Origin of the sequence: Tepidimonas ignava (genome assembly GCF_004342625.1) — a bacterium.
GTDB lineage: Bacteria > Pseudomonadota > Gammaproteobacteria > Burkholderiales > Burkholderiaceae_C > Tepidimonas > Tepidimonas ignava.
In genome coordinates this window covers 144,734-166,959 of the sequence record NZ_SMAH01000006.1, presented here as the reverse complement: position 1 = coordinate 166,959, position 22,226 = coordinate 144,734, and the positions used below count along the sequence as shown (strand labels likewise).

Genomic DNA, 22,226 nt, shown 5'->3' with positions numbered 1-22,226 from the left:
TGGCCGCCGTCAGCGTCGTCTTGCCGTGGTCCACGTGACCAATCGTGCCCACGTTGACGTGCGGCTTGGTCCGCTCGAATTTTTCCTTTGCCATGCTTGCAGCTCCGAATGGATGTTTGCCGAACTCACTCACACGCCCCGACGTGGGGCCAGGACAACAAGGGTGGTGCCCATGGGCAGGATCGAACTGCCGACCTCTCCCTTACCAAGGGAGTGCTCTACCACTGAGCCACATGGGCCTGCGGCCGCCTTGCGGCGACCACAATAAACGGTCCGCACAACCAACCCCCGGCGCGCAGCACTGGAGCGGGAGACGGGAATCGAACCCGCGTCATCAGCTTGGAAGGCTGAGGTTCTACCATTGAACTACTCCCGCGACACACCGCGTCGGACGCGAGCGCGGGCCAGCACAAGCCTTCTTCTCTTGCCTGACACGACCGGTATCGCTGGTGGAGGGGGTTGGATTCGAACCAACGTAGGCGTAAGCCAACAGATTTACAGTCTGCCCCCTTTAGCCACTCGGGCACCCCTCCGGCGAGAGCTCTGCATTATGCCATGTTTTCGTGCTCTTTTACAGCCGGGGCCGTAAATTGTTGCAGCACCGCGTCGCACCACAGCGCGATGCGCCCGGGCGTGTCGGACGCGCCAGGCAGGGTGTTGATGGCGCGCTGGCTGAGGTGGCGCGCGTACGCCACCTCTGCCGCCAGCCAGCCGCGCGCCAGCAGGGCACGCAGCGCTTCGTGCGCCTGCGCGCCGCAGGCCACCACCCAGCGCAAGCCGGTCAGCTCGGTCGCCAGGCGTTGCAGGTTGGCCTCGGTCAACACCTCCTCGACCGTGGGCACCGAGCGGCCGGTCAGCGCCGGGTACTCGACCTGCGGCCAGGCGTTGGTGACAACGTAGCCGTGCCGCTGCGGCTGCGGAAACCGCCGGGGGTCGCGTGCGTGCAGTTGCTGCAGCGCGCGCGCCAGGTTGGCGCCCGTGCCGGCAGCGCAAGGGTAGCCGCGCTGGGCTTCGAAGCGGCCCGGGCAGATGAACACAAAGCCGGTGCAGGCGCCGGGACAAGGCTGGTGGTGCACGCTCGGCCCGGCCGGACCGCCGGCTGCACCCAGGCCTGGCAGCCAGGCGTTCATGGCGCGCCAAAGAGGGCTTGCAGCGCCCCGCCGGGGTCGGGCGCACGCATGAAGGCCTCGCCCACCAAAAAGGCGTGCACCCCGGCGTCGCGCATGCGCTGCACGTCGGCCGGGGCCAGGATGCCGCTTTCCGTCACCAGCAGGCGGTCGGTCGGCACCTGCGGGCGCAGCGCCAGCGTCGTGTCCAACGACACCTCGAAGGTGCGCAGGTTGCGGTTGTTGATGCCCACCAGCGGCGTGCGCAGGCGCAGCGCGCGCTCCAACTCGGCGCTGTCGTGCACCTCGACCAGCACGGCCATGCCCAACTCGTGCGCGATCGCCTCGAAGTCGGCCATTTGCGCGTCGTCCAGGCACGCCGCGATCAGCAAGATGGCGTCCGCCCCCCAGGCGCGCGCCTGCCACACCTGGTACGCCTCGACGATGAAATCCTTGCGCAGCGCGGGCAGCGCGGCGGCGGCACGCGCCTGCCCCAGGTACGTCGGATGCCCCTGGAAGTACGGCTCGTCGGTCAGCACCGACAGGCACGCCGCGCCGGCGCGCGCGTAGCTCGCCGCGATGGCGGCCGGGTCGAAATCGGCGCGCAGCACGCCTTTGGAGGGGCTGGCCTTTTTGATTTCGGCGATGACAGCCGCGCGCCCGGCGGCGATGGCCGCGCGCAACGCGCCGACGAAGTCGCGCGGCGGGTCGGTGCGCACGCTGGCTTCGGCGCGCGCACGCAGCGCCGCCAACGGCTCGGCGCGCCGCGCCGCGGCCACTTCATCACGCTTGGTGGCGCAAATGCGCTGCAACACGTCGCTCATGCGGCCTCCGCGCCCAGCCGGTGGGTGGCGGTGATGAACTGCTCCAGCTTGGCCTTGGCCGCGCCGCTGGCCAGCGCCTGGCGGGCGCGCGCGATGCCAGCCTCGATGCTGGGCGCCACGTCGGCGGCGTACAGCGCCACACCGGCGTTGAACACCACGATGTCGGCCGCCGGCCCCGGCTCGCCGTCCAGCACGGCCAGCAGCTTGGCGCGCGAATCCTCGGGCGTGGCCACCTGCAGCGTGCGCTGGCCGGCCATCGCCAGTCCGTAGTCCTCCGGGTGGATGTCGTACTCCAGGATTTGGCCGTCCTTGAGCTCGCCGACCATCGTCGCCGCCCCCAGACTGACTTCGTCCATCCCATCCTTGCCCCACACCACCAGGGCGTGGCGCGCGCCCAGCCGCTGCAGCACACGCACCTGGATGCCGACCAGATCGGGGTGGAACACGCCCATCAGGATGTTGGGCGCGCCCGCCGGGTTGGTCAGCGGCCCCAGGATGTTGAAGATGGTTTTGACGCCCATCTCGCGCCGGATGGGGGCGACGTTTTTCATCGCCGGGTGGTGGTTGGGCGCGAACATGAAGCCCAACCCCACTTCGCGGATGCACTGGGCAATGGCCGCCGGCGGCAGGTTGATGTTGACGCCCAGGGCCTCCAGCACGTCGGCGCTGCCGGATTTGCTGCTGACGCTGCGCCCGCCGTGCTTGCTGACCTTGGCCCCCGCCGCGGCCGCCACGAACATCGCGCAGGTGGAGATGTTGAACGTGTGCGCGCCGTCGCCGCCGGTGCCGACGATGTCCACCAGGTGGGTGGTGTCGTCCACCGGCACCCGCGTGGCGAACTCGCGCATGACCTGCGCCGCGGCTGTGATCTCGCCGATGGTTTCCTTTTTGACGCGCAGCCCCGTGATGATGGCCGCCGTCATCAACGGGGACATGTCGCCGCGCATGATCAGGCGCATCAGGTGCAGCATCTCGTCGTGGAAGATCTCCCGGTGTTCGATGACGCGCTGCAGCGCTTCTTGCGGGGTGATGGTGTGCAGGGTGTGGGGCATCGGTGGTGTCTCCGCGTCGGTGGCTCAACCATGCTCGGGGTGCAAAAAGTTGTTCAGCAAGGTGTGGCCGTGCTCGCTCAGGATGCTTTCGGGGTGGAACTGCACACCCTCGATAGGCAGCGTACGGTGACGCACGCCCATGATCTCGCCGTCGTCGCACCAGGCGGTTACTTCCAGCTCGGGCGGCAGGCCGGCGCGCTCGATGGCCAGCGAGTGGTAGCGGTTGACCGTGAACTGCCGCGGCAGGCCGCGAAACACCCCCTGCTGCGTGGTGGTGATGACGCTGGTTTTGCCGTGCATCAGCTCGCGCGCGCGCACGATGCGCGCCCCGAACGCCGCGCCGATGCTCTGGTGCCCCAGGCACACGCCCAAAATCGGCACGCGCCCCGCGAAATGCTGGATCGCCGGCACCGAAATCCCTGCCTCCGCCGGCGAGCATGGCCCCGGGGAGACGACCAACCGGTCCGGCGCCCGCGCTTCGATGTCGTGCAGCGTGACTTCGTCGTTACGCACCACCTCGACGTCGGCACCCAGCTCCCCCAGGTACTGCACCAGGTTGTAGGTGAACGAGTCGTAGTTATCGATCACGAGCACATTCATCGCCCAACCTCCTGCTGCGCGCTTTTTTGGTCAAAGTGGCGCAATTCGTAGCCGATGCAGAACTCGATCAACTGGCTGTAGATTGCCTCGATGGCATCGACATCACTGGCATCGGCGCCAAGCTGACGGGCACGCCGCTTGACATGGTCAAGCACCGCCGCAACCCGTTGGTCATCCCGGACCTGGTCGCGTTTTGATTTGATCTGGGCGGCGGCACGCATGCATTGCAGACGCTGCAGCAGCAACGGCACCAGCTGTGCATCCAGGGTGTCCACTTGGTGACGCACATCCGTCATGGTGTGCAGCGTCACCGCCTTGAAGCCCTGCGGCCTTGTCATTGCAAACCCTCCTCTACCAGCTCACTGGCGCGCAACAGCGCACGTGCCTTGTGTTCGGTTTCGCGCCACTCCAGCTCCGGCACCGAATCGGCCACCACGCCGGCCGCGGCCTGCACGTACAGCGTGCCGTTGTGCACGACACCGGTGCGGATGGCAATGGCCAGGTCCATGTCGCCGGCCCAGCTCAGGTAGCCCACCGCCCCGCCGTAGATGCCGCGCTTGGTGGGCTCCAGCCGATCGATCAGCTCCATCGCGTGCACCTTGGGCGCACCGGTTAGGGTGCCGGCGGGGAAGGTGGCGCGCAGCACGTCCATGCTGGTCAGGCCCGAGCGCAGCAGCCCTTCGACGTTGCTGACAATGTGCATGACGTGGCTGTAGCGCTCGATGGCAAACGCTTCGGTCACCTTGACACTGCCGACCTGGGCGATGCGACCAATGTCGTTGCGCGCCAGGTCGATCAGCATCACATGCTCGGCGCGCTCTTTGGGGTCAGCCAGCAGCTCGCGCTCAGCGGCGACGTCCTGCTCGGGCGTGCTGCCACGCGGGCGGGTGCCGGCCAGCGGCCGGATCGTCACCTTGACGCCTTCGGCGCAGCGCTCCTGCCGCACCAGAATCTCGGGCGACGCCCCGATGACGTGCAGATCGCTGCCCGCGGCGTCGGCGCCCGCCAGGTTGTAGTAGTACATGTAGGGGCTGGGGTTGAGCGAGCGCAGCGCCCGGTACAGCGCCAGCGGGCTGTGGGGGTAGGTTTTGTGCAGCCGCTGGCCGATGACGATTTGCATGAAATCGCCCTGCTGGATGAGGCGTTTGGCCTCGTCCACGGCGGCCATGAAGTCGGCCTGGGTGCGCTCGTGCTGCACCGGGTACGCTTGCCCCGGCTGCACGCTGGGCGCGCTGACCGAGTAGCGCAGCAGCTCCTTGAGTTCGCGCAGCCGCCGCTTGGCGGCGCTGTACGCCTCGGGCTGCGCGGGATCGGCGTAGACGATCAGGTACAGCTTGCCCGACAGGTTGTCGATGACGGCCAGCTCCTCGGTCTGCAGCAACAAAATATCCGGCAGTTGCAGATCGTCTGGCGGACAGCTGTGCTGCAGCTTGCGCTCAATGTGGCGCACCGTGTCGTAACCGAAGTACCCCGCCAGCCCGCCACAGAAGCGCGGCAAGCCGGGCGGCAGCGCCACGCGCAGGCGCTGCTGGTACGCGGCGATGGCGTCCAGCGGGTTGCCGGGGATGGTCTCAACGACCTGGCCGTCGCGCACCACCTCGGTGCGGGCGGCGTCGCCAAAGCCGTAGGCGCGCAACCAGGTGCGCGCGGGCAGGCCGATGAAGCTGTAGCGGCCGAAGCGCTCGCCCCCCACCACCGACTCCAGCAAGAACGAATTGCGCCCGCCCTGGGTGGCGTGGGCCAGCTTGAGGTACAGCGACAGCGGCGTCTCGAGGTCGGCAAACGCCTCGGCGATCAACGGGATGCGGTGGTAGCCCTGCGCGGCAAGGCTGCGAAACTCCAATTCGGTGATCACGGCTTGGGAACTCCTGGCGGGCCGCGGCCAGCAGGCGGCGGCAACGGACGACATGGGGGTGGGTCGGGCGAGCTTGGCCCCGCTGGAGGGTCCCTGCGCCCGCCCGCCTACGGGCGATGGGAATCAGGCGCGCGTCGTCGGCTTGCGCCAGGGCCAAGCCTCCCGGCGGCCGGTCTTGAGCGCGGCCGCCAGGCGTTCGTCGAAGGTGCGGTGGCGCACGGGTAGCATGCCTGCAGTGTAACAAAGGTGCAGGGGATTGGCACGGCCGGCCCGGGGCGTGGGTGCGGTCTATCATCGTAGGTTTTTCAGCGTCATCGCGCTCCCATGCAACACGCCCCCTCCGAACCGAGCAGCGGCCGCTGGCTGCGCGTGCGTGGCGCGCGCACGCACAACCTGCGCGCCGTCGATCTGGACATCCCCAAGGACGCGCTGGTGGTCATCACCGGGGTGAGCGGCTCGGGCAAATCCAGCCTGGCGTTCGACACGCTCTACGCCGAGGGGCAGCGGCGCTACGTCGAGAGCCTGTCGGCCTACGCCAGGCAGTTTTTGCAGCGGCTCGACAAGCCCGACGTGGACCTGATCGAGGGCTTGAGCCCCGCGATCGCCATCGAGCAAAAAGCCGCCAGCCACAACCCGCGCTCCACGGTGGGCACGGTGACCGAAATCCACGACCACCTGCGGCTGCTGTTTGCGCGCGTGGGCGTGCCGCACTGCCCGGACCATGACGTGCCGCTGCTGGCGCAGACGGTGCCGCAGATGGTGGATGCGCTGCTGGCGCGGCCGGCCGACGCGCGTTTGCTGCTGCTGGCGCCGCTGCGCCCGGACGGTGACCCACAAGCCACCGTGCAAGCGTTGCAAGGGCGTGGGTTTGTGCGCTTTCGGCTCGACGGCGCGGTGCTGGACGTGGACGAGGCGCTGGCGCGCGCCGCCCAGGCGCAGCGGCTGGAGGTGGTGGTGGACCGCCTGCGGGTGCGGGCCGACGCGCGCCAGCGCTTGCACGACAGCCTGGAGGTGGCGCTGCAACTGGGCGAGGGCCACGCCGTGGCGCTGTGGCCTGACGACGAGCGCGCCGAGCCGCTGCACGCGCGCGCCACCTGCCCGCACTGTGGCTACACGGCCCCGGAGCTGGAGCCGCGGTTGTTTTCGTTCAACGCGCCGCAAGGCGCCTGCCCGAGCTGCAACGGGCTGGGCCACGTGGAGGTGTTCGACCCCGCGCGCGTGGTGGCGTTTCCCGAGCTGAGCTTGGCCGGCGGCGCCATCCAGGGCTGGGATCGGCGCAACCCGCAAACCTACGCCATCGTGCAGTCGTTGGCGCGGCACTACGGCTTTGACCCCGAGACGCCGTGGCACGACCTGCCCGAGCGCGTGCGCCAGGTGCTGCTGCACGGCAGTGGCGACGAGGCCATTGCCTTTGAGTACCTGGGTGACCGCGGGCGCCGGGTGACGCAGCACCACCCGTTTGAAGGCATCGTGCCCAACCTGCAGCGGCGCTGGCAGCGCAGCGACGCGCCCGCCGTGCGCGAAGCGTTGGCCCGCCTGCGCACGCGCCAGCCCTGCCCGGACTGTGGCGGCGCGCGCTTGCGGCGTGAAGCCTGCGCCGTGTACGTGGGCGAGGGGCCGCAGCGGCGCAACCTGCCCGCGCTGGAAGGTATGACGCTGGCCGACGCCCTGGCCTGGTTCGAGGCGCTGCAACTGCGCGGCGCGCGCGCCGACATCGGCCAGCGGCTGTTGGCCGAAATCCGGGCGCGGCTGCGCTTTCTCAACGACGTGGGCCTGCCCTACCTGACGCTGCAGCGCAGCGCCGAAACGCTGTCCGGCGGCGAGGCGCAGCGCATCCGCCTGGCCAGCCAGATCGGCTCGGGCTTAAGCGGCGTGATGTACGTGTTGGATGAGCCCAGCATCGGGTTGCACCAGCGCGACAACGACCGCCTGATCGCCACGCTGCAACGGCTGCGCGACCTGGGCAACACCGTCATCGTCGTCGAGCACGACGAGGACACGATGCGCGCGGCGGACCATCTGATCGACCTCGGCCCCGGCGCCGGCGAGCACGGCGGGCGCGTGATGGCGCAGGGGCATTGGACCGAGGTGGCGCGCCAGCCCGACTCCCTCACCGGCCAGTACCTGAGCGGCGCGCGGCGCATCGCGGTGCCGGCGCAACGCCGCCGCTGGCAGCCCGGGGCCGCGCTGCGCCTGCGGGGCGCCCGCGGTCACAACCTGTGCGCCATCGATGTGGACATCCCCGTGGGCCTGTTGACGTGCGTCACGGGGGTCAGCGGCTCGGGCAAGTCCACCCTCGTCAACGACACGCTGCTGCGCGCGGTCGCCCAGCACCTGCACGCGGGCGCGGCCGAGCCGCTGCCGTTGGAGGCCATCGAGGGGCTGGAGCACATCGACAAGGTGATCGCGGTGGACCAAAGCCCGATCGGCCGCACCCCGCGCTCCAACCCCGCCACCTACACCGGCATCTTCGCGCTGATACGCGAGCTGCTGGCCGAAACCCCCGCCGCGCGCGAACGCGGCTGGGGGCCAGGTCGCTTCAGCTTCAACGTGCCCGGCGGCCGCTGCGAGGCCTGCCAGGGCGACGGCGTGGTGCGGGTGGAAATGCACTTTCTGCCTGACGTGTACGTGCCGTGCGAGGTCTGCGGCGGGGCCCGCTACCACCGCGAAACGCTGGAGGTGCGCTACAAAGGGCTCAACGTGGCCGAGCTGCTGGCACTGACCGTGCAGCAGGCGCACGGGTTGTTTGCCAACGTGCCCGCCCTGCAGCGGCGGCTGCAAACGCTGCTGGACGTGGGGCTGGGCTACATCCGCCTGGGTCAAAGCGCCACCACCTTGTCGGGCGGCGAAGCGCAGCGCCTCAAGCTGGCGCAAGAGCTGGCCCGGCGCGACACCGGCCGCACGCTGTACATCCTGGACGAGCCCACCACCGGGCTGCACTTCGCTGATGTGGAACTGCTGCTGCAGGTGCTGCTGCGGCTGCGCGACGCGGGCAACACCATCGTCGTCATCGAGCACAACCTGGACGTGATCAAGTGCGCCGATTGGGTCATCGACCTCGGCCCCGAGGGCGGGGACGGCGGCGGTCGCGTGGTGGCCTGCGGCACCCCCGAGGACCTGGCCCGGCACCCCGACAGCCACACCGGCCGCTACCTGGCGCGGGTGCTGGGCGCGGGCTGAGACTTCACAGCAACCCGGCCAAGTCCTCAATGGCGTCCACGACCATCGCGGTGCCGACCGCGATCAACAAAATGTCCGCCCCCACGCGCACCAAGCGATAACCGGGCGGAGGCTCACCCAGGCGGCGCTGCAATTCGCGCGGAATCGGGTACACCGTGACCCCGGGCGGCAGCGGCTGCCCCAATGTCCAGCTTTTGGTCAACCCCGGCGGACGGCACCCGTTGTGCTTTTTGGCCAGCCCCGGCGGGCAGCGTCCTCCTTGCAGCTCGGTTGCGTAAACCGATCGCACCGCGTCGCGCTGAGGCGTCCCAAAATAGCCGCCGATCTTGATCTCCACGGCCACCCCGGGGCGGCGCTCGGCCTCCCGCTCGTGACCCTTGCCCTGGCCTGCCCACTCGGGCTTGCCGGCCCACCCCGGCAGCGCCAGCGACAGGGTGGTCAGCGCCACCACCGAGGCGCCGACGATGCGTCGGCTTGCGTTGATCCTGTCCGCCATGGCTCGCGCTCCTTTGCTGGCATGATAGAGGCGCGCCGCAGGGCTGCCAAGGCCCGCGGTTGCAACCGGCGCAACCTTCGGTAACAGCGTGGGCACAAACGGCATGGACTTCGACTTGTTGGTGATCGGTGGGGGCAGCGGCGGCGTGCGTGCGGCACGCATGGCCGCGCAGCGCGGCGTGCGCGTGGGGTTGGTCGAAGCGCTGGGGCGCCAGGGCTTGGGTGGCACCTGCGTCAACGTCGGCTGCATCCCCAAAAAGCTCTACCATTACGCGGCCCACTACGCCGAAGCCGCCGACGAGGCGCGTGGCTACGGCTGGCACGGTGCCCACGCCACGCTGGACTGGGGCGAACTCAAGCGCCGGCGCGCGGCGGAAATCGACCGCCTCAACGGCGTGTACGAACAACTGTTGCGCAACGCCGGCGTGACGCTGCTGCACGGCTGGGCACGCCTGACGGATGCGCACACCGTGCAGGTGGCCACCCTGAACGCCGACGGCAGCCCCACCCACCAGACCTGGCGCGCCGAGCGCATCCTCATCGCCACCGGCGGCACACCGTACGTGCCGCACTTTCGCGGCCGCGAGCACGTCATCACCTCCAACGAGGTGTTCGACCTCGACCCCCTGCCGGCACGCCTGGTGGTGGTGGGCGGCGGCTACATCGCCTGCGAGTTCGCTTCCATTTTCCACGGTCTGGGCGTGCAGGTGACCCAGTTGTACCGCGGCGAGCAAATCCTGCGCGGCTTCGACGACGAAGTGCGGCACTTTTTGGCCGACCAACTGCGCGCCAAGGGGCTGGACCTGCGCCTGCAAACCGGCGTGGTGGCCGTGCAGCGCGAGGACGACGGCCTGCACGTGCTGCTGGAGGACGGCAACCGTGTGGTGGCCGATGCGGTGCTGTACGCCACCGGCCGTGTGCCCAACGTGGCCGGGCTGGGGCTGGAGGAGGTGGGCGTGGCGCAAGGGGCCCAGGGGGCCATCATCGTCAATGAACATTTCCAAACCAACGTGCCCAGCATCTACGCGGTGGGCGATGTGGTGGCGCGCGCCCAGTTGACCCCGGTGGCGCTGGCCGAGGCCATGGCCGTGGTGGACCACCTGTACGGCGCGGCAGGTGCTGCGCCGCGCCAGGCCCGCTACGACCTCATCCCCACCGCCGTGTTCACCCTGCCCAGCGTCGGCGCCGTGGGCCTGACCGAGGCGCAGGCGCGCCAGCAGCGGGGTCGGCTGCGCATCTACCGCAGTGCGTTCAGGCCGCTGCGTCACACCCTCAGCGGCAGCCCCGAGCGCGCGCTGGTCAAGCTGGTGGTGGACGACTCGAGCGACCAGGTGGTCGGCCTGCACATGGTCGGCCCGGAAGCGGGCGAGATCGTGCAGGGCTTTGCCGTGGCCATGCGCTGCGGCGCCACCAAAGCCCAGTTCGACGCCACCCTGGGCATTCACCCCACGCTGGCCGAAGAGTTCGTGACGCTGCGCGAACCCGTGGCGCGCACCTGAGACGTTGCCCATGACGCCGGTCGACACCCCACCTTTCGTGGCCCCGCAGCGCTTCGACGACGCGCAAGCGGCCGTGGCGCACGTGCAGCGCCTGTACGACGACGCCGTGGCCCACCTGCGCCGCGCGTTGCACGACTACCTGCACAGCCCCCTGGCGCCGGAAACGCCCCTGACGCGCGTGCGCGCCTGCTACCCCTGCGTGCGCTTGCAGGTCCACCGTGGCCTGGACCCGTTGCGGCCGCGGGTGCGGTCCAGCTACGGGTTTGTCACCCACGCCGGGCGCTACGAGACGACCCTGACCCGCCCCGACCTGTTCGCCGACTACTGGCGCGAGCAGTTCGAGCTGCTGCTGCGCCACCACGGTGAGCCTCTGGAGGTGGCCATCAGCCACGAGCCGATCCCGCTGCACTTCGCGCTGGGGGACGATAGCCACTTCGAAGGCGAGCTCGACCCGCTGCGCCGCGCGCGCCTGGGCGAGGTGTTCGACCTGCCCGACCTGACGGCGATGGACGACGCCATCGCCAACGGGCTGCACGTGCCGCGCGCCGACGCGCCCGCGCCGCTGGCGCTGTTTCGCGGTGCACGCATCGACTACTCGCTGGCGCGGCTGCGCCACTACAGCGGCACCGCCCCGGCGTGGTTTCAAAACTTCGTGCTGTTCACCAACTACGGTTTTTATGTCGACGAATTTGTGCGCGTGGGGCTGGCCGAAATGGCCGACCCGGCCAGCCCTTACGTGGCCTTCGTCGAGCCGGGCAACGTCGTCACCTGGCGGGCGGGCCTCACCGACGCCGAGCGCACGGCGCTGGCGGGCCCTACGGGCACCGCCCCGCCGCGCATGCCGCAAATGCCCGCGTACCACCTGGTGCGTGCGGACCGCAGCGGTATCACGTTGGTCAACATTGGCGTTGGCCCCAGCAACGCCAAAACGGCCACCGACCACATCGCCGTGCTGCGCCCGCACGCCTGGCTGATGCTGGGGCATTGCGCGGGGCTGCGCCACAGCCAGCAACTGGGTGACTACGTGCTGGCGCACGCCTACGTGCGCGAAGACCACGTGCTGGACGAGGAGCTGCCGCTGTGGGTGCCGATTCCCGCGCTGGCGGAGGTGCAGCAAGCGCTCGAGGGCGCGGTGGCCGACATCACGGGGCTGAGCGGCGCCGCGCTCAAGCGCGTGCTGCGCACCGGCACCGTGGCCAGCACCGACAACCGCAACTGGGAGCTGCTGCCCGGCCACGTGGCGCAACGGCGGCTGTCGCTGTCGCGCGCCATCGCGCTGGACATGGAATCGGCCACCATCGCGGCCAACGGCTTTCGCTTCCGGGTGCCTTACGGCACGCTGCTGTGCGTCAGCGACAAGCCGCTGCACGGGGCGATCAAACTGCCCGGCATGGCCGACCGCTTTTACCGCGAGCGCGTCGACCAACACCTGCGCATCGGCCTGCGCGCCATCGAGCGGCTGCGCCAAGCCGGCGTGGACCAACTGCACAGCCGCAAGCTGCGCAGCTTTGATGAAGTGGCGTTCCAATAGCGGCCGTTGGTGCGGCGCCGCGCGTCACAGCCAGTCGGCCATCGCCTGGCCCATGCGCACCGGCTGGCCCGGCGCCCAATCCGGCCGCAGCCTGACCACCCCTGGCGGCAGCAGCAGCACCACCGTCGAGCCGAGCAAAAAGCGCCCCATCTCGGCGCCACGCGCCAGCCGCACGTCACGCCCGGTGTAGTCCCAACTGCGCACCGTGCCTGGCCGCGGCGGGTTGACCACGCCGTGCCATGCGGTGGCCATGCTGCCCACGATGGTGGCCCCCACCAGCACCAGCGCCCACGGGAATGCCCGCCCGCTGGGGTGTTGCCCCTCGAACACGCACACCACGCGCTCGTTGCGCGCAAACAGCCCCGGCACCCCCCGCGCGGTGGCAGGATTGACCGAAAACAGCGTGCCCGGCACGTGCACCATGCGCTGCAGCACCCCGTCACACGGCATGTGGATGCGGTGGTAGTCGCGCGGGCTCAAGTACAGCGTGGCAAACACGCCATCGGCCATGACGGCGGCCAGCGCCGCATCGCCGCCCAGCAGCGCCTGCGCCGTGTAGCCATGCCCTTTGGCCTGCACGATGCGCCCGCCCTCGATCGGACCACACTGGCTGATCGCGCCGTCCACTGGGCACACCCAGGCCGCCTCGGCCAACGGCCGCGCCCCGGGCCTGAGGGCACGGGTGAAAAAATCGTTGAACGTGGCATACGCCAACGGGTTGGGCTCGGCCGCTTCGGCCATGTCGACCTGGTAGCGGTCGATGAAGCGGCGAATCGCCGCCTGCGTCACGGCCCCCAGGGGCCGGCGCGCCAAGGCGCCGGCCAGCTCGGTCAGCAGCCGCTTGGGCAGCAGGTATTGCAGCGCCACGGCGGCGCGGTCGGGTAAGGATGGCAGCATGCGGCAGGATGCTAGCACCACAACCAAGCCTAGCACCTGGCTGCAAGCCCAACCTGTCCACCACGACACCCGATGGGCCGCCGCCAAGCGGTCGGCACCAACAAGTCCCCGCTTCAGCTCGCAAAAGGATGGATGACGGACAGCCTGCGGTCGATCACCAGCCCATGCTGCAAGCCTTCCGTGTACAACAACGCCGCGCCAGCACCCAACGCTGCGGCGATGATCAGCGCGTCGTACAACGACAGCGCGTAGCGCTCACCCAACCGCAGCGCCTCGTCGTGGTCGGCCAACGTCACCGGCACCACCCGGCAGGCGGCGCGCACAGCGCCGAGCCACCAGCGGATCTCATGCAGCGGCATACCCAGCTTGCGTCGGGCCACGGCCGCGGCGTCGTTGAGCACCTGCACGGACACCACGCCACCGGCCGACACCCACCCCTCGGCCACCTCCGCCTTGCGGATGTCGGCCGACAGCAGGTACAGCACAACGTGGGTGTCAAAAAAAAGACGTCAGCCACGCTCGTGGGCTTGCTCGCGCTCAAAGTGGAAGTCGGCCGGCAAGCGCCCCCTCAACCGGCGCACCGCACGCAAGGCCTCGACCGGCGCGCTGGCAGGGCGCACAGCCCAGCGCTGGCGCTCCAGCGCCACGATTTCAATTTCATCGCCTTCCCGCAACTGCAGCTCACGCACGACCGCGGCAGGCAACCGTACCGCCAAACTGTTTCCCCAGCGTGCCACCTGCATCGCATCACCCACAAAGATATACATCCGGCTTTTAGCTTTTAGCATATCCATGGCAGACGCCGATGGCGCGCCCCAGGCACAATGCCACCATGGACGCCGCGCTGTTTCACGTGGAGGGGTTGGTCAAGCGTTACCAGGGTCGGCCGGTGGTGGACAACCTGTCGTTCACCATCGCGCCCGGTGAATGCGTGGGCTTGCTCGGCCCCAACGGGGCGGGCAAAACGACGACGCTGCGCATGGCGCTGGGGCAGGTCGAGCCGGACGCCGGCTCGGTGCGCATCTTTGGCTTGCCGATGCCCGAGCAGGCCCACGCCATCAAGGCCCGGCTGGGGGTGGTGGCGCAGTTCGACACGTTGGACCCCGACTTCACCTGCGCCGAAAACCTGCTGGTGTACGGTCGCTACTTTGGCCTGCGGGCCGCGGCGCTGCGGCCGCGCATCGCCCAGTTGCTGGACTTTGCCGCGCTGGCGCACAAGGCCGACGCACGGCCGGGCGAACTCTCCGGCGGTATGCGCCGCCGTCTGAGCCTGGCGCGCGCCCTGGTCAACGACCCGGCTTTGCTGCTGTTGGACGAACCCACCACGGGCCTGGACCCGCAGGCACGCCACCTGATGTGGGAGCGCCTGCAGCGGCTGCTGCAGCAAGGCAAGAGCATCCTGCTGACGACGCACTTCATGGACGAGGCCGAGCGGTTGTGCCACCGGCTGGTCATCGTCGACCACGGCCGCAAAATCGCCGAGGGGCGCCCGCGCGAACTGATCGCCCAGCACCTGGAGCCGGAGGTGGTGGAAATCTACGGCGAGCAGGGGGTGCCGCAGGTGCACGCGCTGCTGGGCGATGCTCAGCCCCTGGCCAGCCGCGTCGAAACCAGCGGCGAGACGGTGTTTTTGTACACCCACGACGCCCGCCCGCTGCTGGCCCACCTGGGGCAACGGCCGCGGCTGCGCATGCTGCATCGCCCGGCCAACCTGGAAGATCTGTTTCTCAAGCTCACCGGACGGCAAATCCGCGCCGAGGGCTAAACTCGGTGTGGGTTGCCGTAAGCCTCGCGCTAAGGTCATGCGGCACCCGTTGACAGCATCGCCAACAACAACGCAGGTCGGATACAGGGGAATGCCTTGATGAACCACCGAACCTTGATGCGCAACGTGATCGTGACTGCCTTGCTGGGCGTGGCCACCACGGCGGCGCTCGCACAGCCGCAACCCGCGCGGTGGTCGGCCGCCCTGCGCATGGGCAGCGGTGGCAGCACGGACCACGGCGCGCTGGAATGGCGCCGTCCGATGGACGTCGACATGGCCTGGGGCGCGTGGCGTGCGCGCTCCAGCCTGCAACTGGAACTGGGACGTTGGATGCCGGCCAACGGGCCGACGGCCCAGCACGTGGGCGCGGCCTGGCACGTTCGGCTGGCCCCGTCCGGGATGGGGTGGCGGCCCTACGTGGAGGGCGCCTTTGGCGTGGCGCTGTTCGACCGCACCCGTATCGGGGGGCGCAACATCGCGTCGGCGCTGCAGTTCACCGAGCAGGTGGGCGCGGGCGTGTCACTGGGCGAGCGCTTGCGACTGGGCTGGCGCTACACACACTACTCCAACGCCGGGCTGGCCATGCCCAACGACGGGGTGGACAAGCACAACCTGATCGTCGAGTGGTCGTACTGACCGGGCGCCATGACCGCGCACCACCGCTCACCTTGGACCCTCCCACAGCCGACGCGCCGCTGGGTGGCCGTGTGGTTGCGCAACCTGCTGGTGTGGCGCAAGTTGGCGGTGCCCAGCCTCGTGGGCAACATCGCCGAGCCGCTCATCTGGCTGGTGGCGTTTGGCTACGGCATGGGGGCGCTGGTGGGCAGCGTGGGGGTGACGCTGCCGGACGGCGCCACGCAACCGGTGCCGTACCTGGTGTTTTTGGCCAGCGGCAGCATTTGCATGAGCGCGATGAACGCGGCCACCTTCGAGGCGCTGTACTCGGCCTTTTCGCGCATGCATGTGCAAAAGACGTGGGACGGCATCCTCAACGCGCCGGTGACGCTGGACGACATCGTGCTGGCCGAGATGCTGTGGGCGGCGTTCAAGGCGCTGTTCACCGCCACCGCCATCCTGGGGATGATGCTGGCGCTGGGCATCAGCCACAGCCCCAAGTTGGCGCTGGCGTGGCTGGTGCTGGGCTTGACCGGCGTCACCTTCGCCAGCCTGGCCCTGATCTTCAACGCGCTGGCCAAGGGTTACGACTTTTTCACCTACTACTTCACGCTGTGGCTGACGCCGATGATGTTTGTGTCGGGGGTGTTTTTCCCGCGCGAGCAACTGCCCGGCTGGGTGCAGACCATCGGCGAGGTGCTGCCGCTGACGCATGCGGTGCACCTGGTGCGCCCGTTGTTCCTGGACCGCTGGCCTGACCAGGCTGCGTTGCACCTGGCGGCGCTGGCCGGCTACGCGCTGGTCGGGTTCTGGGTGGCGCTGGCGCTGACGCGGCGGCGTTTTGCGCGCTGACGCGCCGCTGGCGGCCGTGGGCTCGCGCAGCCGGGGGCGCTGCACGCGGCCGCGGCGGCTTCAGGCCACGGCGGGTTGCGCCGCCACGTGCGGCAAACCCAGCGCATCCAGCGCTTGCGCCAGGTGCCCCACGGTGCGCTCGATGTGCAACAACTTCTCGAGCCCAAACAGGCCGACGCGGAAGGTGCGAAAGTCGGCCGGCTCGCCGCACATCAGCGGCACGCCCGCCGCGGTTTGCAAGCCCACAGCCGCAAACTTTTTGCCGTTGGCGATGTCGGGATCGTCGGTGTAGCTGACCACCACACCCGGCGCCTGGTAGCCCGGCGCCGCCACGCTGCGCAGGCCCCGGGACTCGAACAAGGCGCGCACCCGCCGCCCCAGCTCGACCTGCGCCGCTTGCAGCGCGGCCCAGCCATGGGCGCGGGTTTCGTGCATCGTGTCGCGCAAGCGCACCAGCGCGTCGGTGGGCATCGTCGTGTGGTACACGTGCCCGCCCTGCTCGTACGTCTCCATGACCTGCAGCCATTTTTTCAGGTCGCAGGCAAAACTGGTGCTCGTCGTGCCATCGAGGACTTCGCGCGCGCGCTCGGACAGCATCACCATCGCACACGCGGGCGAACTGCTCCAACCCTTTTGCGGCGCCGAAATCAACACATCGACGCCGGTCGCACGCATGTCCACCCACATCGCGCCCGAGGCGATGCAGTCCAGCACAAACAGCCCCCCTACGGCGTGCACAGCGTCGGCCACGGCGCGCAGGTCGTCGTCGGGCAGCATCATGCCGGCGGCCGTCTCCACGTGCGGGGCGAACACCACCGCGGGGCGCACGGTCTGGATCGTGCGCACCACCTCGCCCAGCGGCGCCGGCACCCACGGCGCCTGCGGTGCCTCGGCCACGCGGCGCGCGGTCAGCACATGGGCTTCGGACGGGATGGCGCCCATGTCGAAAATCTGGGTCCAACGGTAGCTGAACCAGCCGTTGCGCAGCACCAACACGCGCTGGCCGGTGGCGAATTGCCGCGCCACCGCCTCCATGCCAAAGGTACCGCTGCCGGGCACCAGCGCCACCGCGTGCGCACCGTAGACTTCGCGCAGCGTGGCGCTGATGTCGGTCATGACGCGCTGAAAGCGCCGCGACATGTGGTTGAGCGCACGGTCGGTGTAAACGACCGAAAACTCGAGCAATCCGTCGGGGTCGACGTGGGGCAGCAAGCCAGGCATGGGGTGGGTCTCCTCGGCACCTTGTAAGTGGCGTGACTCAGCATAGCACGCCATGACGCCAGGCGTCGGCCGCGGCCCGCACCACCCCCTGGATGTTGCCGGTGCGCGCATGCACCGCGCGCAGGTGGCTGGCGTGGTTGCCCAGCGTTGCGGCAACCTGTTCGATGTCGGCCAACGCCGCCTCGCTGCCCAGCGCCTGGGCATGCGGCGCCAGCCGGCGTACCGTGGTCAAAATGTCCTCACGGATCGACAACGCCTCGCGCGTGCGGGGGTGCACCATCGTGCCGTCCAACCCAAACCGGCAGGCCTGAAAGCGGTTGTAGGTGTAGACGAGGTAGTCATCCTCCTCGGGCGCCGGGTCACCGCCTTCCAGCAGGTGGCGGCACAGGGCCTGCAGGTAGGCCGCCAGCGCCGCCGCGCGCTCCACCGTCAGCGGGGTGTCGCACACGCGCAGCTCAATCGTGCCGTACTCGGGCTTGGGGCGGATGTCCCAGTAAAAGTCCTTCATCGACTTGACCACGCCGGTCGCCTCCATCTTGCGGAAGTAACCCTGCTCGAAGTCGTCCCAGCGCAACACAAACGGCGCGCGCCCGCTCAGCGGAAAGGCAAACACGGCGTTGAGGCGCGCCGAGTCGAACAGCGTGTCCACGCCCTGGAAAAACGGCGACGATGCCGACAACGCGATGAAGTGCGGCACGTAGCGGTTGAGGGCGTGCAGCAAAAACAGCGCCTCGTCGGCCGAGCGGCAGCCGATGTGCACGTGCTGCCCAAACACCGTGAACTGCTTGGCCAGGTAGCCGTACAGGCCCGACAGTTGCTGAAAGCGCGGCTTGTCGAAAATGCGTTGCTCGAACCAGCGCTGAAACGGATGGGTGCCGCCGCCGGCCAGCTCGACGTTGAGGCGGTCGGCCGCCGCCACCAGCGTGTCGCGCACGGCGCGCAACTGCGCCAGCAGCTCCTCGTGGCGGGTGTGCACGCCGGTGGCGATTTCGATCATGCTTTGCGTCATCTCCGGCGTGACGCTGCCGGGGAAGGGGGCGCGCCGCAGCAACGCCAGCAAATCGTCCGCGCCCGGCGTCAGGTCCAGGTCGTACGGGTTGACGATTTGCAACTCCAACTCCACCCCCATCGTGAGGGGCTCCGAGTGCTTGAACGGCTCCAACGGCATCGGTCACTCCCGGCGGGTGGGGCTGCTGTGCGCCGTCTCACGCGCCCAGCGCAAGGCCCATTGCGTCAGCACCGGCCCCAGCAGTTCGGCCAGCAGCAGCGCCGCCGCCAGCTGCTGCAGCACGGCCGCGGCCGGCACCACGCCCAGCGCCACGCTGCGCTCCAGCAACAACAGGGTCAACACCGACATCGGCCACAACGCCACGCCCACCAAGGCCCCCTTGCGCACGGTGGTGCCGCTGGGCCAGGCCACGGCCATGTTGCACGCCACCGGCACCAGCAGGCGCACCCCCAGCACCAGCGCCGCGACCCACCACACCTCGGCCTGCGCCAACGCCGGCCACGCGGTGCGCGACCCCACGTAGACGAACACGAACACCCCCAGCACCCAGCCCAGCACGCCAAAGTCGCGCTGCACCGGCGGCATCACCGTCAGCCGTGCGCGCAACACCACCCCCAGGCTGAGCGCCGCCAGCAGCGGCGACAGCTTGAGCGCGTCGGCCACCACCGTCAGCCACAGCAGCGCCAGCGCGTACCCCGCCGTGCTGGCGGCCGCGCCCACGCCATGCACACCGCGCATCAGCGGCCCCAGCAACACCGCCAGCGCCACGCCCAGCCCCACCGAGGCCACCAGCGCGTAACCACTGGCCAACAACGCCTGCAGCCCGTCGCCGGCGCTGACGAACCAATAGGCGGTGACGGCCTTGACCAGCACGACGGCCAGCGCCGACTGAATGGCCGCTTGGTGCAGCGCGCGCTCGGTCACCTGCCCACCGGCGCGCACGTCGCTGACCACGCGCAGCAAACTGGCTGGCGCCGCGGCCACCGCCACCGCCGCCAGCAACCAGCGTTGCGCGGGCGGCCAGCCCAACCACGCGCCCAACGCCGCTACCGCCCCCCACATGGCCAGCCCCTGCACCACGGCCGCCGCCGCCACCCACGGGTTGGCACGCAGCCAGGCCAGGCGAATACGCCCCCCCAGCTCGAACAGCACCAACGCCAGCGCCAACTGCGCCAGCAACGCCAGCACCGTGCCATCCACCCACGCCGGGGACGGCGCCACCACGCTGGCCAGCAAGCCCACGGCGACGTACACGCTCACCCGCGGCAGCCCCCAGGCTTGCGCACGCTCGCCCAGCCACCACGCCAGCCACAGCAAAGCGGGCCATGTCAACAACACCTGCACCGCGCGTCATCCTCCATCGTCAGGGGTGGTCATGGTTGGTGGGATGGCAAAGCGCCCGCCGAGTTCCGCCAACCCCAAGTCGTCCAAGATGCGTTGCAGCCGCAACGCCGCGCTGCGCTTGCCACGCCCCGTGCGGCGCGCCAGGATCAGCTCGTTTTTGAGTGAGTGCTCCCAACCCACCAACTCCGTCACCGTGACGTCGTAGCCCGCCGCCTCCAGCCGCAGGCAACGCAGCACGTTGGTGACTTGGCTGCCGAACTCGCGCGTGTGCAGCGGATGTCGCCACAGCTCGGCCAGCGGCGTGCGCGCCAGCTGCAGCGCCTTGCTGCGCCGCAGCGTCGCGGCCACCTCGGCCTGGCAGCACGGCACCACGACGATGGCGCGAGCACGCCGCTGCAGCGCAAAGTCCAGCGCGTCGTCGGTGGCGGTGTCGCAGGCGTGCAACGCGGTCACCACGTCCACCTGCGCCGGCAACGCCTGCATGGCTTGGCGCACCGTGGCCGCCACGAAGTGCATGCGCGCAAACCCCAGCTGCGTCGCCAGCGCTTGCGCACGCTGCACCAGCTCGGCACGCGCCTCCACCCCCCACACGGCGCCCACGCCACGCGCGGCCAGCAGCCGGTCGTACAGCATGAAGCCAAGGTAAGACTTGCCCGCACCGTGGTCCACCACCGTGACGTCGCCGCGCGCGGCCAGCGCCTCCTCCAGCAGCGGCTCAATGAAATGCAGCAGGTGGTTGACCTGTTTGAGCTTGCGCCGGGTGTCCTGGTTGAGGCGTCCGTCGCGCGTCAGGATGTGCAGCGCCTTGAGCAGCTCGATCGATTGGCCTGGCCGCAGCTCGGCCAACACGTCCGGCGGCAGGGCCGGGGGTGGGGCTTGTTTCATGCCGGCATCGTAGCCCATCGCGTCGCCGACGCTGCAACCGCCCCCTTGCGGGCCGGGCGCGACCGGTGCATCATCGTGCGCAAGCCCCCCCTGGGGGCCTCCGATGGAGCCCAAGCATGAGCACCCGCGTCGTTTACGTGGACCCGACCGAGACGCGCATGCGTCGCTACCCCACCAAGGTGATCAACATCCTGGGCGGGCCGGGTTGTGACAAGTCGCTGTACTCCTCCGCCGTCGTGCTCAAGATGCACCTGCGCCACAAGACGGTGGAGCTGGTGCCCGAGGTGGCCAAGATGCACGTGTGGGCCGGCGACGTCGAAGCGCTGCGCAACCAGTATGGCCTGGCGCAACAGCAGTACCGCATGCTGCTGGCGCTGGACGGACAGGTGCAGTACCTGGTGACCGAAGGGGGCTTGCCGCAGCTGCTGTACTACAACGAAAAATACCCCGACAACATCTGCGACGTGGCCAAGACCAAGGCCCAGATCCTGGCCTGGATGAAGCGTTTCGAGCACATCAACGTCTTTGCCCAGCGCGACCCGGACAAGCCCTACATACAGGCTGGCCGGCTGCAGGACGAGCTGCGCGCGCGCGAGATGGACAACGACATGCGCAACTTTTACAGCGCCGCCGGTGTGCACTACACCCTGCTGGCGCCCGACCACCGCGCCATCATCGAGTGGGCGGGCACGCTGCCCTGACCGTGCGTCAGTTGCGCGCGTGCGCCACCGTCAGGGCTTGCACGCCTTCGAGCGCGCGCAGTCGGCGCACGACGTCGGGGATCGACACCTCGGTGCCCAGGCGGCGCGCCACCATCACGAAGTGCCACTGGCTGGCGTCGGGCCCTTCCTCCACGCGCAAGGTGCCAACCGCCATCTGAAAACCCCATTCCTCCAGCGCGGCGCGCAGCTCGTCGCCCGAGGGGTGCTCGCGCGGCGCGAAGCGCAGCGTCACCGCCAACGCCGACAGCGCCGGCAAGCGCGCCTCCATCCAACCGCCCCACATCATCAGCGCCGCGGTCAGCAACGCGAGCAAAATCGCGGTGGCGTAAAACCCCACGCCCACCAGCACCCCAATGCCCGCGGTGGCCCAAATCGACGCCGCGGTCGACAGGCCGCTGATGTTGAAGCCGTCGCGCATGATGACGCCGGCGCCCAGGAAACCGATGCCGGTCACGATGCCCTGCACGACGCGCGTGGGGTCCACCGGCGCCATCGGCACCGTGTGCGCCAGCCCCCACCAGTAGTCCGGGTAGGCCACAAACGCCGTCAGCGCGGCCGAGGCCATGCACACGATGCCGTAGGTGCGCATGCCCGCCGCGCGGCTGTGGTACGCGCGCTCGTAGCCGACCAGCAACCCCAGCAGCAGCGCCCCCAGCAGATTGGCGAACAACAGCAGGTTGGCCTGCAGCACCGGCAAGGACCAATAGCGGTCCCACAACGACAAGGTGGTGTCCACGCGCGCCCTCGCAAGCGTTATCCAATGGCGTCCGTGCG

At 69.5% G+C, this 22,226-nt stretch carries 22 protein-coding genes, 3 tRNA genes and 1 pseudogene; 7 read left to right on the top strand and 19 right to left on the bottom strand.

What is annotated here, in order from left to right:
• The 10 genes from EDC36_RS06505 to trpE all read right to left on the bottom strand — a co-directional run.
• Positions 1–94, bottom strand: a 94-nt coding sequence (locus EDC36_RS06505) for a GTP-binding protein (RefSeq protein WP_018003793.1), incomplete at its 3' end; no start/stop codon positions are given.
• Between the two features lie 70 nt (positions 95–164).
• Positions 165–239 (bottom strand) — tRNA-Thr (locus tag EDC36_RS06500).
• A gap of 63 nt (positions 240–302) precedes the next feature.
• Positions 303–376, bottom strand: a tRNA-Gly gene (locus EDC36_RS06495).
• Between the two features lie 71 nt (positions 377–447).
• Positions 448–533, bottom strand: a tRNA-Tyr gene (locus tag EDC36_RS06490).
• Between the two features lie 15 nt (positions 534–548).
• Positions 549–1,130 (bottom strand): hypothetical protein, encoded by a 582-nt coding sequence (locus tag EDC36_RS06485; RefSeq protein ID WP_132962425.1) that lies wholly within the window; start codon positions 1,128–1,130, stop codon positions 549–551.
• Positions 1,127–1,930 (bottom strand): indole-3-glycerol phosphate synthase TrpC, encoded by an 804-nt coding sequence (gene trpC, locus EDC36_RS06480; RefSeq protein WP_132962424.1) that lies wholly within the window; start codon positions 1,928–1,930, stop codon positions 1,127–1,129. The genes EDC36_RS06485 and trpC overlap by 4 nt, the downstream gene beginning before the upstream one ends.
• Positions 1,927–2,982, bottom strand: coding sequence for an anthranilate phosphoribosyltransferase (trpD, locus tag EDC36_RS06475; RefSeq protein WP_132962423.1), 1,056 nt, complete (start codon positions 2,980–2,982; stop codon positions 1,927–1,929). The genes trpC and trpD overlap by 4 nt, the downstream gene beginning before the upstream one ends.
• A gap of 24 nt (positions 2,983–3,006) precedes the next feature.
• On the bottom strand, positions 3,007–3,582 hold the full coding sequence (locus EDC36_RS06470; protein WP_132962422.1) for an anthranilate synthase component II: 576 nt from the start codon (positions 3,580–3,582) through the stop codon (positions 3,007–3,009).
• Positions 3,579–3,920: a chorismate mutase gene (locus EDC36_RS06465; protein ID WP_132962421.1), complete on the bottom strand. Its 342-nt coding sequence runs from the start codon at positions 3,918–3,920 to the stop codon at positions 3,579–3,581. The genes EDC36_RS06470 and EDC36_RS06465 overlap by 4 nt, the downstream gene beginning before the upstream one ends.
• A complete protein-coding gene (gene trpE, locus EDC36_RS06460; RefSeq protein WP_132962420.1) occupies positions 3,917–5,437 on the bottom strand; it encodes an anthranilate synthase component I in 1,521 nt (506 codons plus the stop codon). The genes EDC36_RS06465 and trpE overlap by 4 nt, the downstream gene beginning before the upstream one ends.
• A 324-nt stretch (positions 5,438–5,761) precedes the next feature.
• Between trpE and uvrA the strand changes: the two genes are divergently transcribed.
• The gene (gene uvrA / locus EDC36_RS06455; RefSeq protein WP_132962419.1) at positions 5,762–8,617 is read left to right on the top strand and encodes an excinuclease ABC subunit UvrA; all 2,856 of its coding nucleotides are present in this window, start codon (positions 5,762–5,764) and stop codon (positions 8,615–8,617) included.
• 4 nt (positions 8,618–8,621) lie between these two features.
• On the opposite strand, the gene EDC36_RS06450 is transcribed toward uvrA, so the two are convergent.
• Positions 8,622–9,113 (bottom strand): RcnB family protein, encoded by a 492-nt coding sequence (locus EDC36_RS06450; RefSeq protein WP_132962418.1) that lies wholly within the window; start codon positions 9,111–9,113, stop codon positions 8,622–8,624.
• 103 nt (positions 9,114–9,216) lie between these two features.
• On the opposite strand from EDC36_RS06450, the gene gorA reads away from it, so the two are divergent.
• Both gorA and EDC36_RS06440 read left to right on the top strand, forming a co-directional pair.
• Positions 9,217–10,611, top strand: a complete 1,395-nt coding sequence (gene gorA / locus EDC36_RS06445) for a glutathione-disulfide reductase (protein ID WP_132962417.1) — start codon at positions 9,217–9,219, stop codon at positions 10,609–10,611.
• Between the two features lie 10 nt (positions 10,612–10,621).
• A complete protein-coding gene (locus EDC36_RS06440) occupies positions 10,622–12,142 on the top strand; it encodes an AMP nucleosidase (protein WP_132962416.1) in 1,521 nt (506 codons plus the stop codon).
• Between the two features lie 24 nt (positions 12,143–12,166).
• Here EDC36_RS06440 and asd read toward each other — a convergent pair whose 3' ends face one another.
• The 3 genes and pseudogenes from asd to EDC36_RS06425 form a co-directional block, all read right to left on the bottom strand.
• A complete protein-coding gene (gene asd / locus EDC36_RS06435; protein WP_132962415.1) occupies positions 12,167–13,039 on the bottom strand; it encodes an archaetidylserine decarboxylase in 873 nt (290 codons plus the stop codon).
• 113 nt (positions 13,040–13,152) lie between these two features.
• Positions 13,153–13,530: pseudogene (locus EDC36_RS06430) on the bottom strand (PIN domain-containing protein); the annotation flags it as partial.
• 18 nt (positions 13,531–13,548) lie between these two features.
• The gene (locus tag EDC36_RS06425; protein WP_132962437.1) at positions 13,549–13,782 is read right to left on the bottom strand and encodes an AbrB/MazE/SpoVT family DNA-binding domain-containing protein; all 234 of its coding nucleotides are present in this window, start codon (positions 13,780–13,782) and stop codon (positions 13,549–13,551) included.
• 89 nt (positions 13,783–13,871) lie between these two features.
• Here EDC36_RS06425 and EDC36_RS06420 point away from each other — a divergent pair, with 89 nt between their 5' ends.
• The 3 genes from EDC36_RS06420 to EDC36_RS06410 all read left to right on the top strand — a co-directional run bounded on the left by EDC36_RS06420 (position 13,872) and on the right by EDC36_RS06410 (position 16,271).
• On the top strand, positions 13,872–14,804 hold the full coding sequence (locus EDC36_RS06420; RefSeq protein WP_132962413.1) for an ATP-binding cassette domain-containing protein: 933 nt from the start codon (positions 13,872–13,874) through the stop codon (positions 14,802–14,804).
• A 99-nt stretch (positions 14,805–14,903) separates the two neighbouring features.
• Positions 14,904–15,440, top strand: a complete 537-nt coding sequence (locus EDC36_RS06415) for an acyloxyacyl hydrolase (protein WP_132962412.1) — start codon at positions 14,904–14,906, stop codon at positions 15,438–15,440.
• A 9-nt stretch (positions 15,441–15,449) separates the two neighbouring features.
• Positions 15,450–16,271: an ABC transporter permease gene (locus tag EDC36_RS06410; RefSeq protein ID WP_132962411.1), complete on the top strand. Its 822-nt coding sequence runs from the start codon at positions 15,450–15,452 to the stop codon at positions 16,269–16,271.
• A 60-nt stretch (positions 16,272–16,331) separates the two neighbouring features.
• On the opposite strand, the gene EDC36_RS06405 is transcribed toward EDC36_RS06410, so the two are convergent.
• From EDC36_RS06405 to EDC36_RS06390, 4 genes are read right to left on the bottom strand one after another with little or no spacing between them, the layout of a single operon-like run.
• Positions 16,332–17,492 (bottom strand): pyridoxal-phosphate-dependent aminotransferase family protein, encoded by a 1,161-nt coding sequence (locus EDC36_RS06405; protein ID WP_132962410.1) that lies wholly within the window; start codon positions 17,490–17,492, stop codon positions 16,332–16,334.
• 37 nt (positions 17,493–17,529) lie between these two features.
• Positions 17,530–18,660: a YbdK family carboxylate-amine ligase gene (locus EDC36_RS06400; protein WP_132962409.1), complete on the bottom strand. Its 1,131-nt coding sequence runs from the start codon at positions 18,658–18,660 to the stop codon at positions 17,530–17,532.
• 3 nt (positions 18,661–18,663) lie between these two features.
• Positions 18,664–19,845, bottom strand: a complete 1,182-nt coding sequence (locus tag EDC36_RS06395) for a cation:proton antiporter domain-containing protein (RefSeq protein WP_132962408.1) — start codon at positions 19,843–19,845, stop codon at positions 18,664–18,666.
• A 6-nt stretch (positions 19,846–19,851) separates the two neighbouring features.
• Positions 19,852–20,730 carry a class I SAM-dependent methyltransferase gene (locus EDC36_RS06390; protein ID WP_243646497.1) on the bottom strand — a complete coding sequence of 293 codons (879 nt, stop codon included), beginning with the start codon at positions 20,728–20,730 and terminating at the stop codon, positions 19,852–19,854.
• A gap of 116 nt (positions 20,731–20,846) precedes the next feature.
• On the opposite strand from EDC36_RS06390, the gene EDC36_RS06385 reads away from it, so the two are divergent.
• Positions 20,847–21,431 (top strand): hypothetical protein, encoded by a 585-nt coding sequence (locus EDC36_RS06385; RefSeq protein ID WP_132962406.1) that lies wholly within the window; start codon positions 20,847–20,849, stop codon positions 21,429–21,431.
• Positions 21,432–21,438: 7 nt separating this feature from the next.
• Here the strand turns inward: EDC36_RS06385 and EDC36_RS06380 are convergent, their stop codons facing one another.
• Positions 21,439–22,188, bottom strand: coding sequence for an MgtC/SapB family protein (locus tag EDC36_RS06380; RefSeq protein ID WP_243646496.1), 750 nt, complete (start codon positions 22,186–22,188; stop codon positions 21,439–21,441).
• Positions 22,189–22,226: the final 38 nt, after the last annotated feature.

What these genes read in the sequence shown, in the direction of transcription:
- uvrA (WP_132962419.1), top strand. Translation starts at nt 5,762, where the DNA reads ATGCAACACGCCCCCTCCGAACCGAGCAGCGGCCGCTGGCTGCGCGTG.
- EDC36_RS06485 (WP_132962425.1), bottom strand. Translation starts at nt 1,130, where the DNA reads ATGAACGCCTGGCTGCCAGGCCTGGGTGCAGCCGGCGGTCCGGCCGGG.
- EDC36_RS06465 (WP_132962421.1), bottom strand. Translation starts at nt 3,920, where the DNA reads ATGACAAGGCCGCAGGGCTTCAAGGCGGTGACGCTGCACACCATGACG.
- asd (WP_132962415.1), bottom strand. Translation starts at nt 13,039, where the DNA reads ATGCTGCCATCCTTACCCGACCGCGCCGCCGTGGCGCTGCAATACCTG.
- EDC36_RS06400 (WP_132962409.1), bottom strand. Translation starts at nt 18,660, where the DNA reads ATGCCGTTGGAGCCGTTCAAGCACTCGGAGCCCCTCACGATGGGGGTG.
- EDC36_RS06440 (WP_132962416.1), top strand. Translation starts at nt 10,622, where the DNA reads ATGACGCCGGTCGACACCCCACCTTTCGTGGCCCCGCAGCGCTTCGAC.
- EDC36_RS06405 (WP_132962410.1), bottom strand. Translation starts at nt 17,492, where the DNA reads ATGCCTGGCTTGCTGCCCCACGTCGACCCCGACGGATTGCTCGAGTTT.
- EDC36_RS06410 (WP_132962411.1), top strand. Translation starts at nt 15,450, where the DNA reads ATGACCGCGCACCACCGCTCACCTTGGACCCTCCCACAGCCGACGCGC.
- EDC36_RS06415 (WP_132962412.1), top strand. Translation starts at nt 14,904, where the DNA reads ATGAACCACCGAACCTTGATGCGCAACGTGATCGTGACTGCCTTGCTG.
- EDC36_RS06385 (WP_132962406.1), top strand. Translation starts at nt 20,847, where the DNA reads ATGAGCACCCGCGTCGTTTACGTGGACCCGACCGAGACGCGCATGCGT.
- EDC36_RS06390 (WP_243646497.1), bottom strand. Translation starts at nt 20,730, where the DNA reads ATGAAACAAGCCCCACCCCCGGCCCTGCCGCCGGACGTGTTGGCCGAG.
- trpD (WP_132962423.1), bottom strand. Translation starts at nt 2,982, where the DNA reads ATGCCCCACACCCTGCACACCATCACCCCGCAAGAAGCGCTGCAGCGC.
- EDC36_RS06425 (WP_132962437.1), bottom strand. Translation starts at nt 13,782, where the DNA reads ATGCAGGTGGCACGCTGGGGAAACAGTTTGGCGGTACGGTTGCCTGCC.
- EDC36_RS06470 (WP_132962422.1), bottom strand. Translation starts at nt 3,582, where the DNA reads ATGAATGTGCTCGTGATCGATAACTACGACTCGTTCACCTACAACCTG.
- EDC36_RS06450 (WP_132962418.1), bottom strand. Translation starts at nt 9,113, where the DNA reads ATGGCGGACAGGATCAACGCAAGCCGACGCATCGTCGGCGCCTCGGTG.
- EDC36_RS06420 (WP_132962413.1), top strand. Translation starts at nt 13,872, where the DNA reads ATGGACGCCGCGCTGTTTCACGTGGAGGGGTTGGTCAAGCGTTACCAG.
- trpC (WP_132962424.1), bottom strand. Translation starts at nt 1,930, where the DNA reads ATGAGCGACGTGTTGCAGCGCATTTGCGCCACCAAGCGTGATGAAGTG.
- gorA (WP_132962417.1), top strand. Translation starts at nt 9,217, where the DNA reads ATGGACTTCGACTTGTTGGTGATCGGTGGGGGCAGCGGCGGCGTGCGT.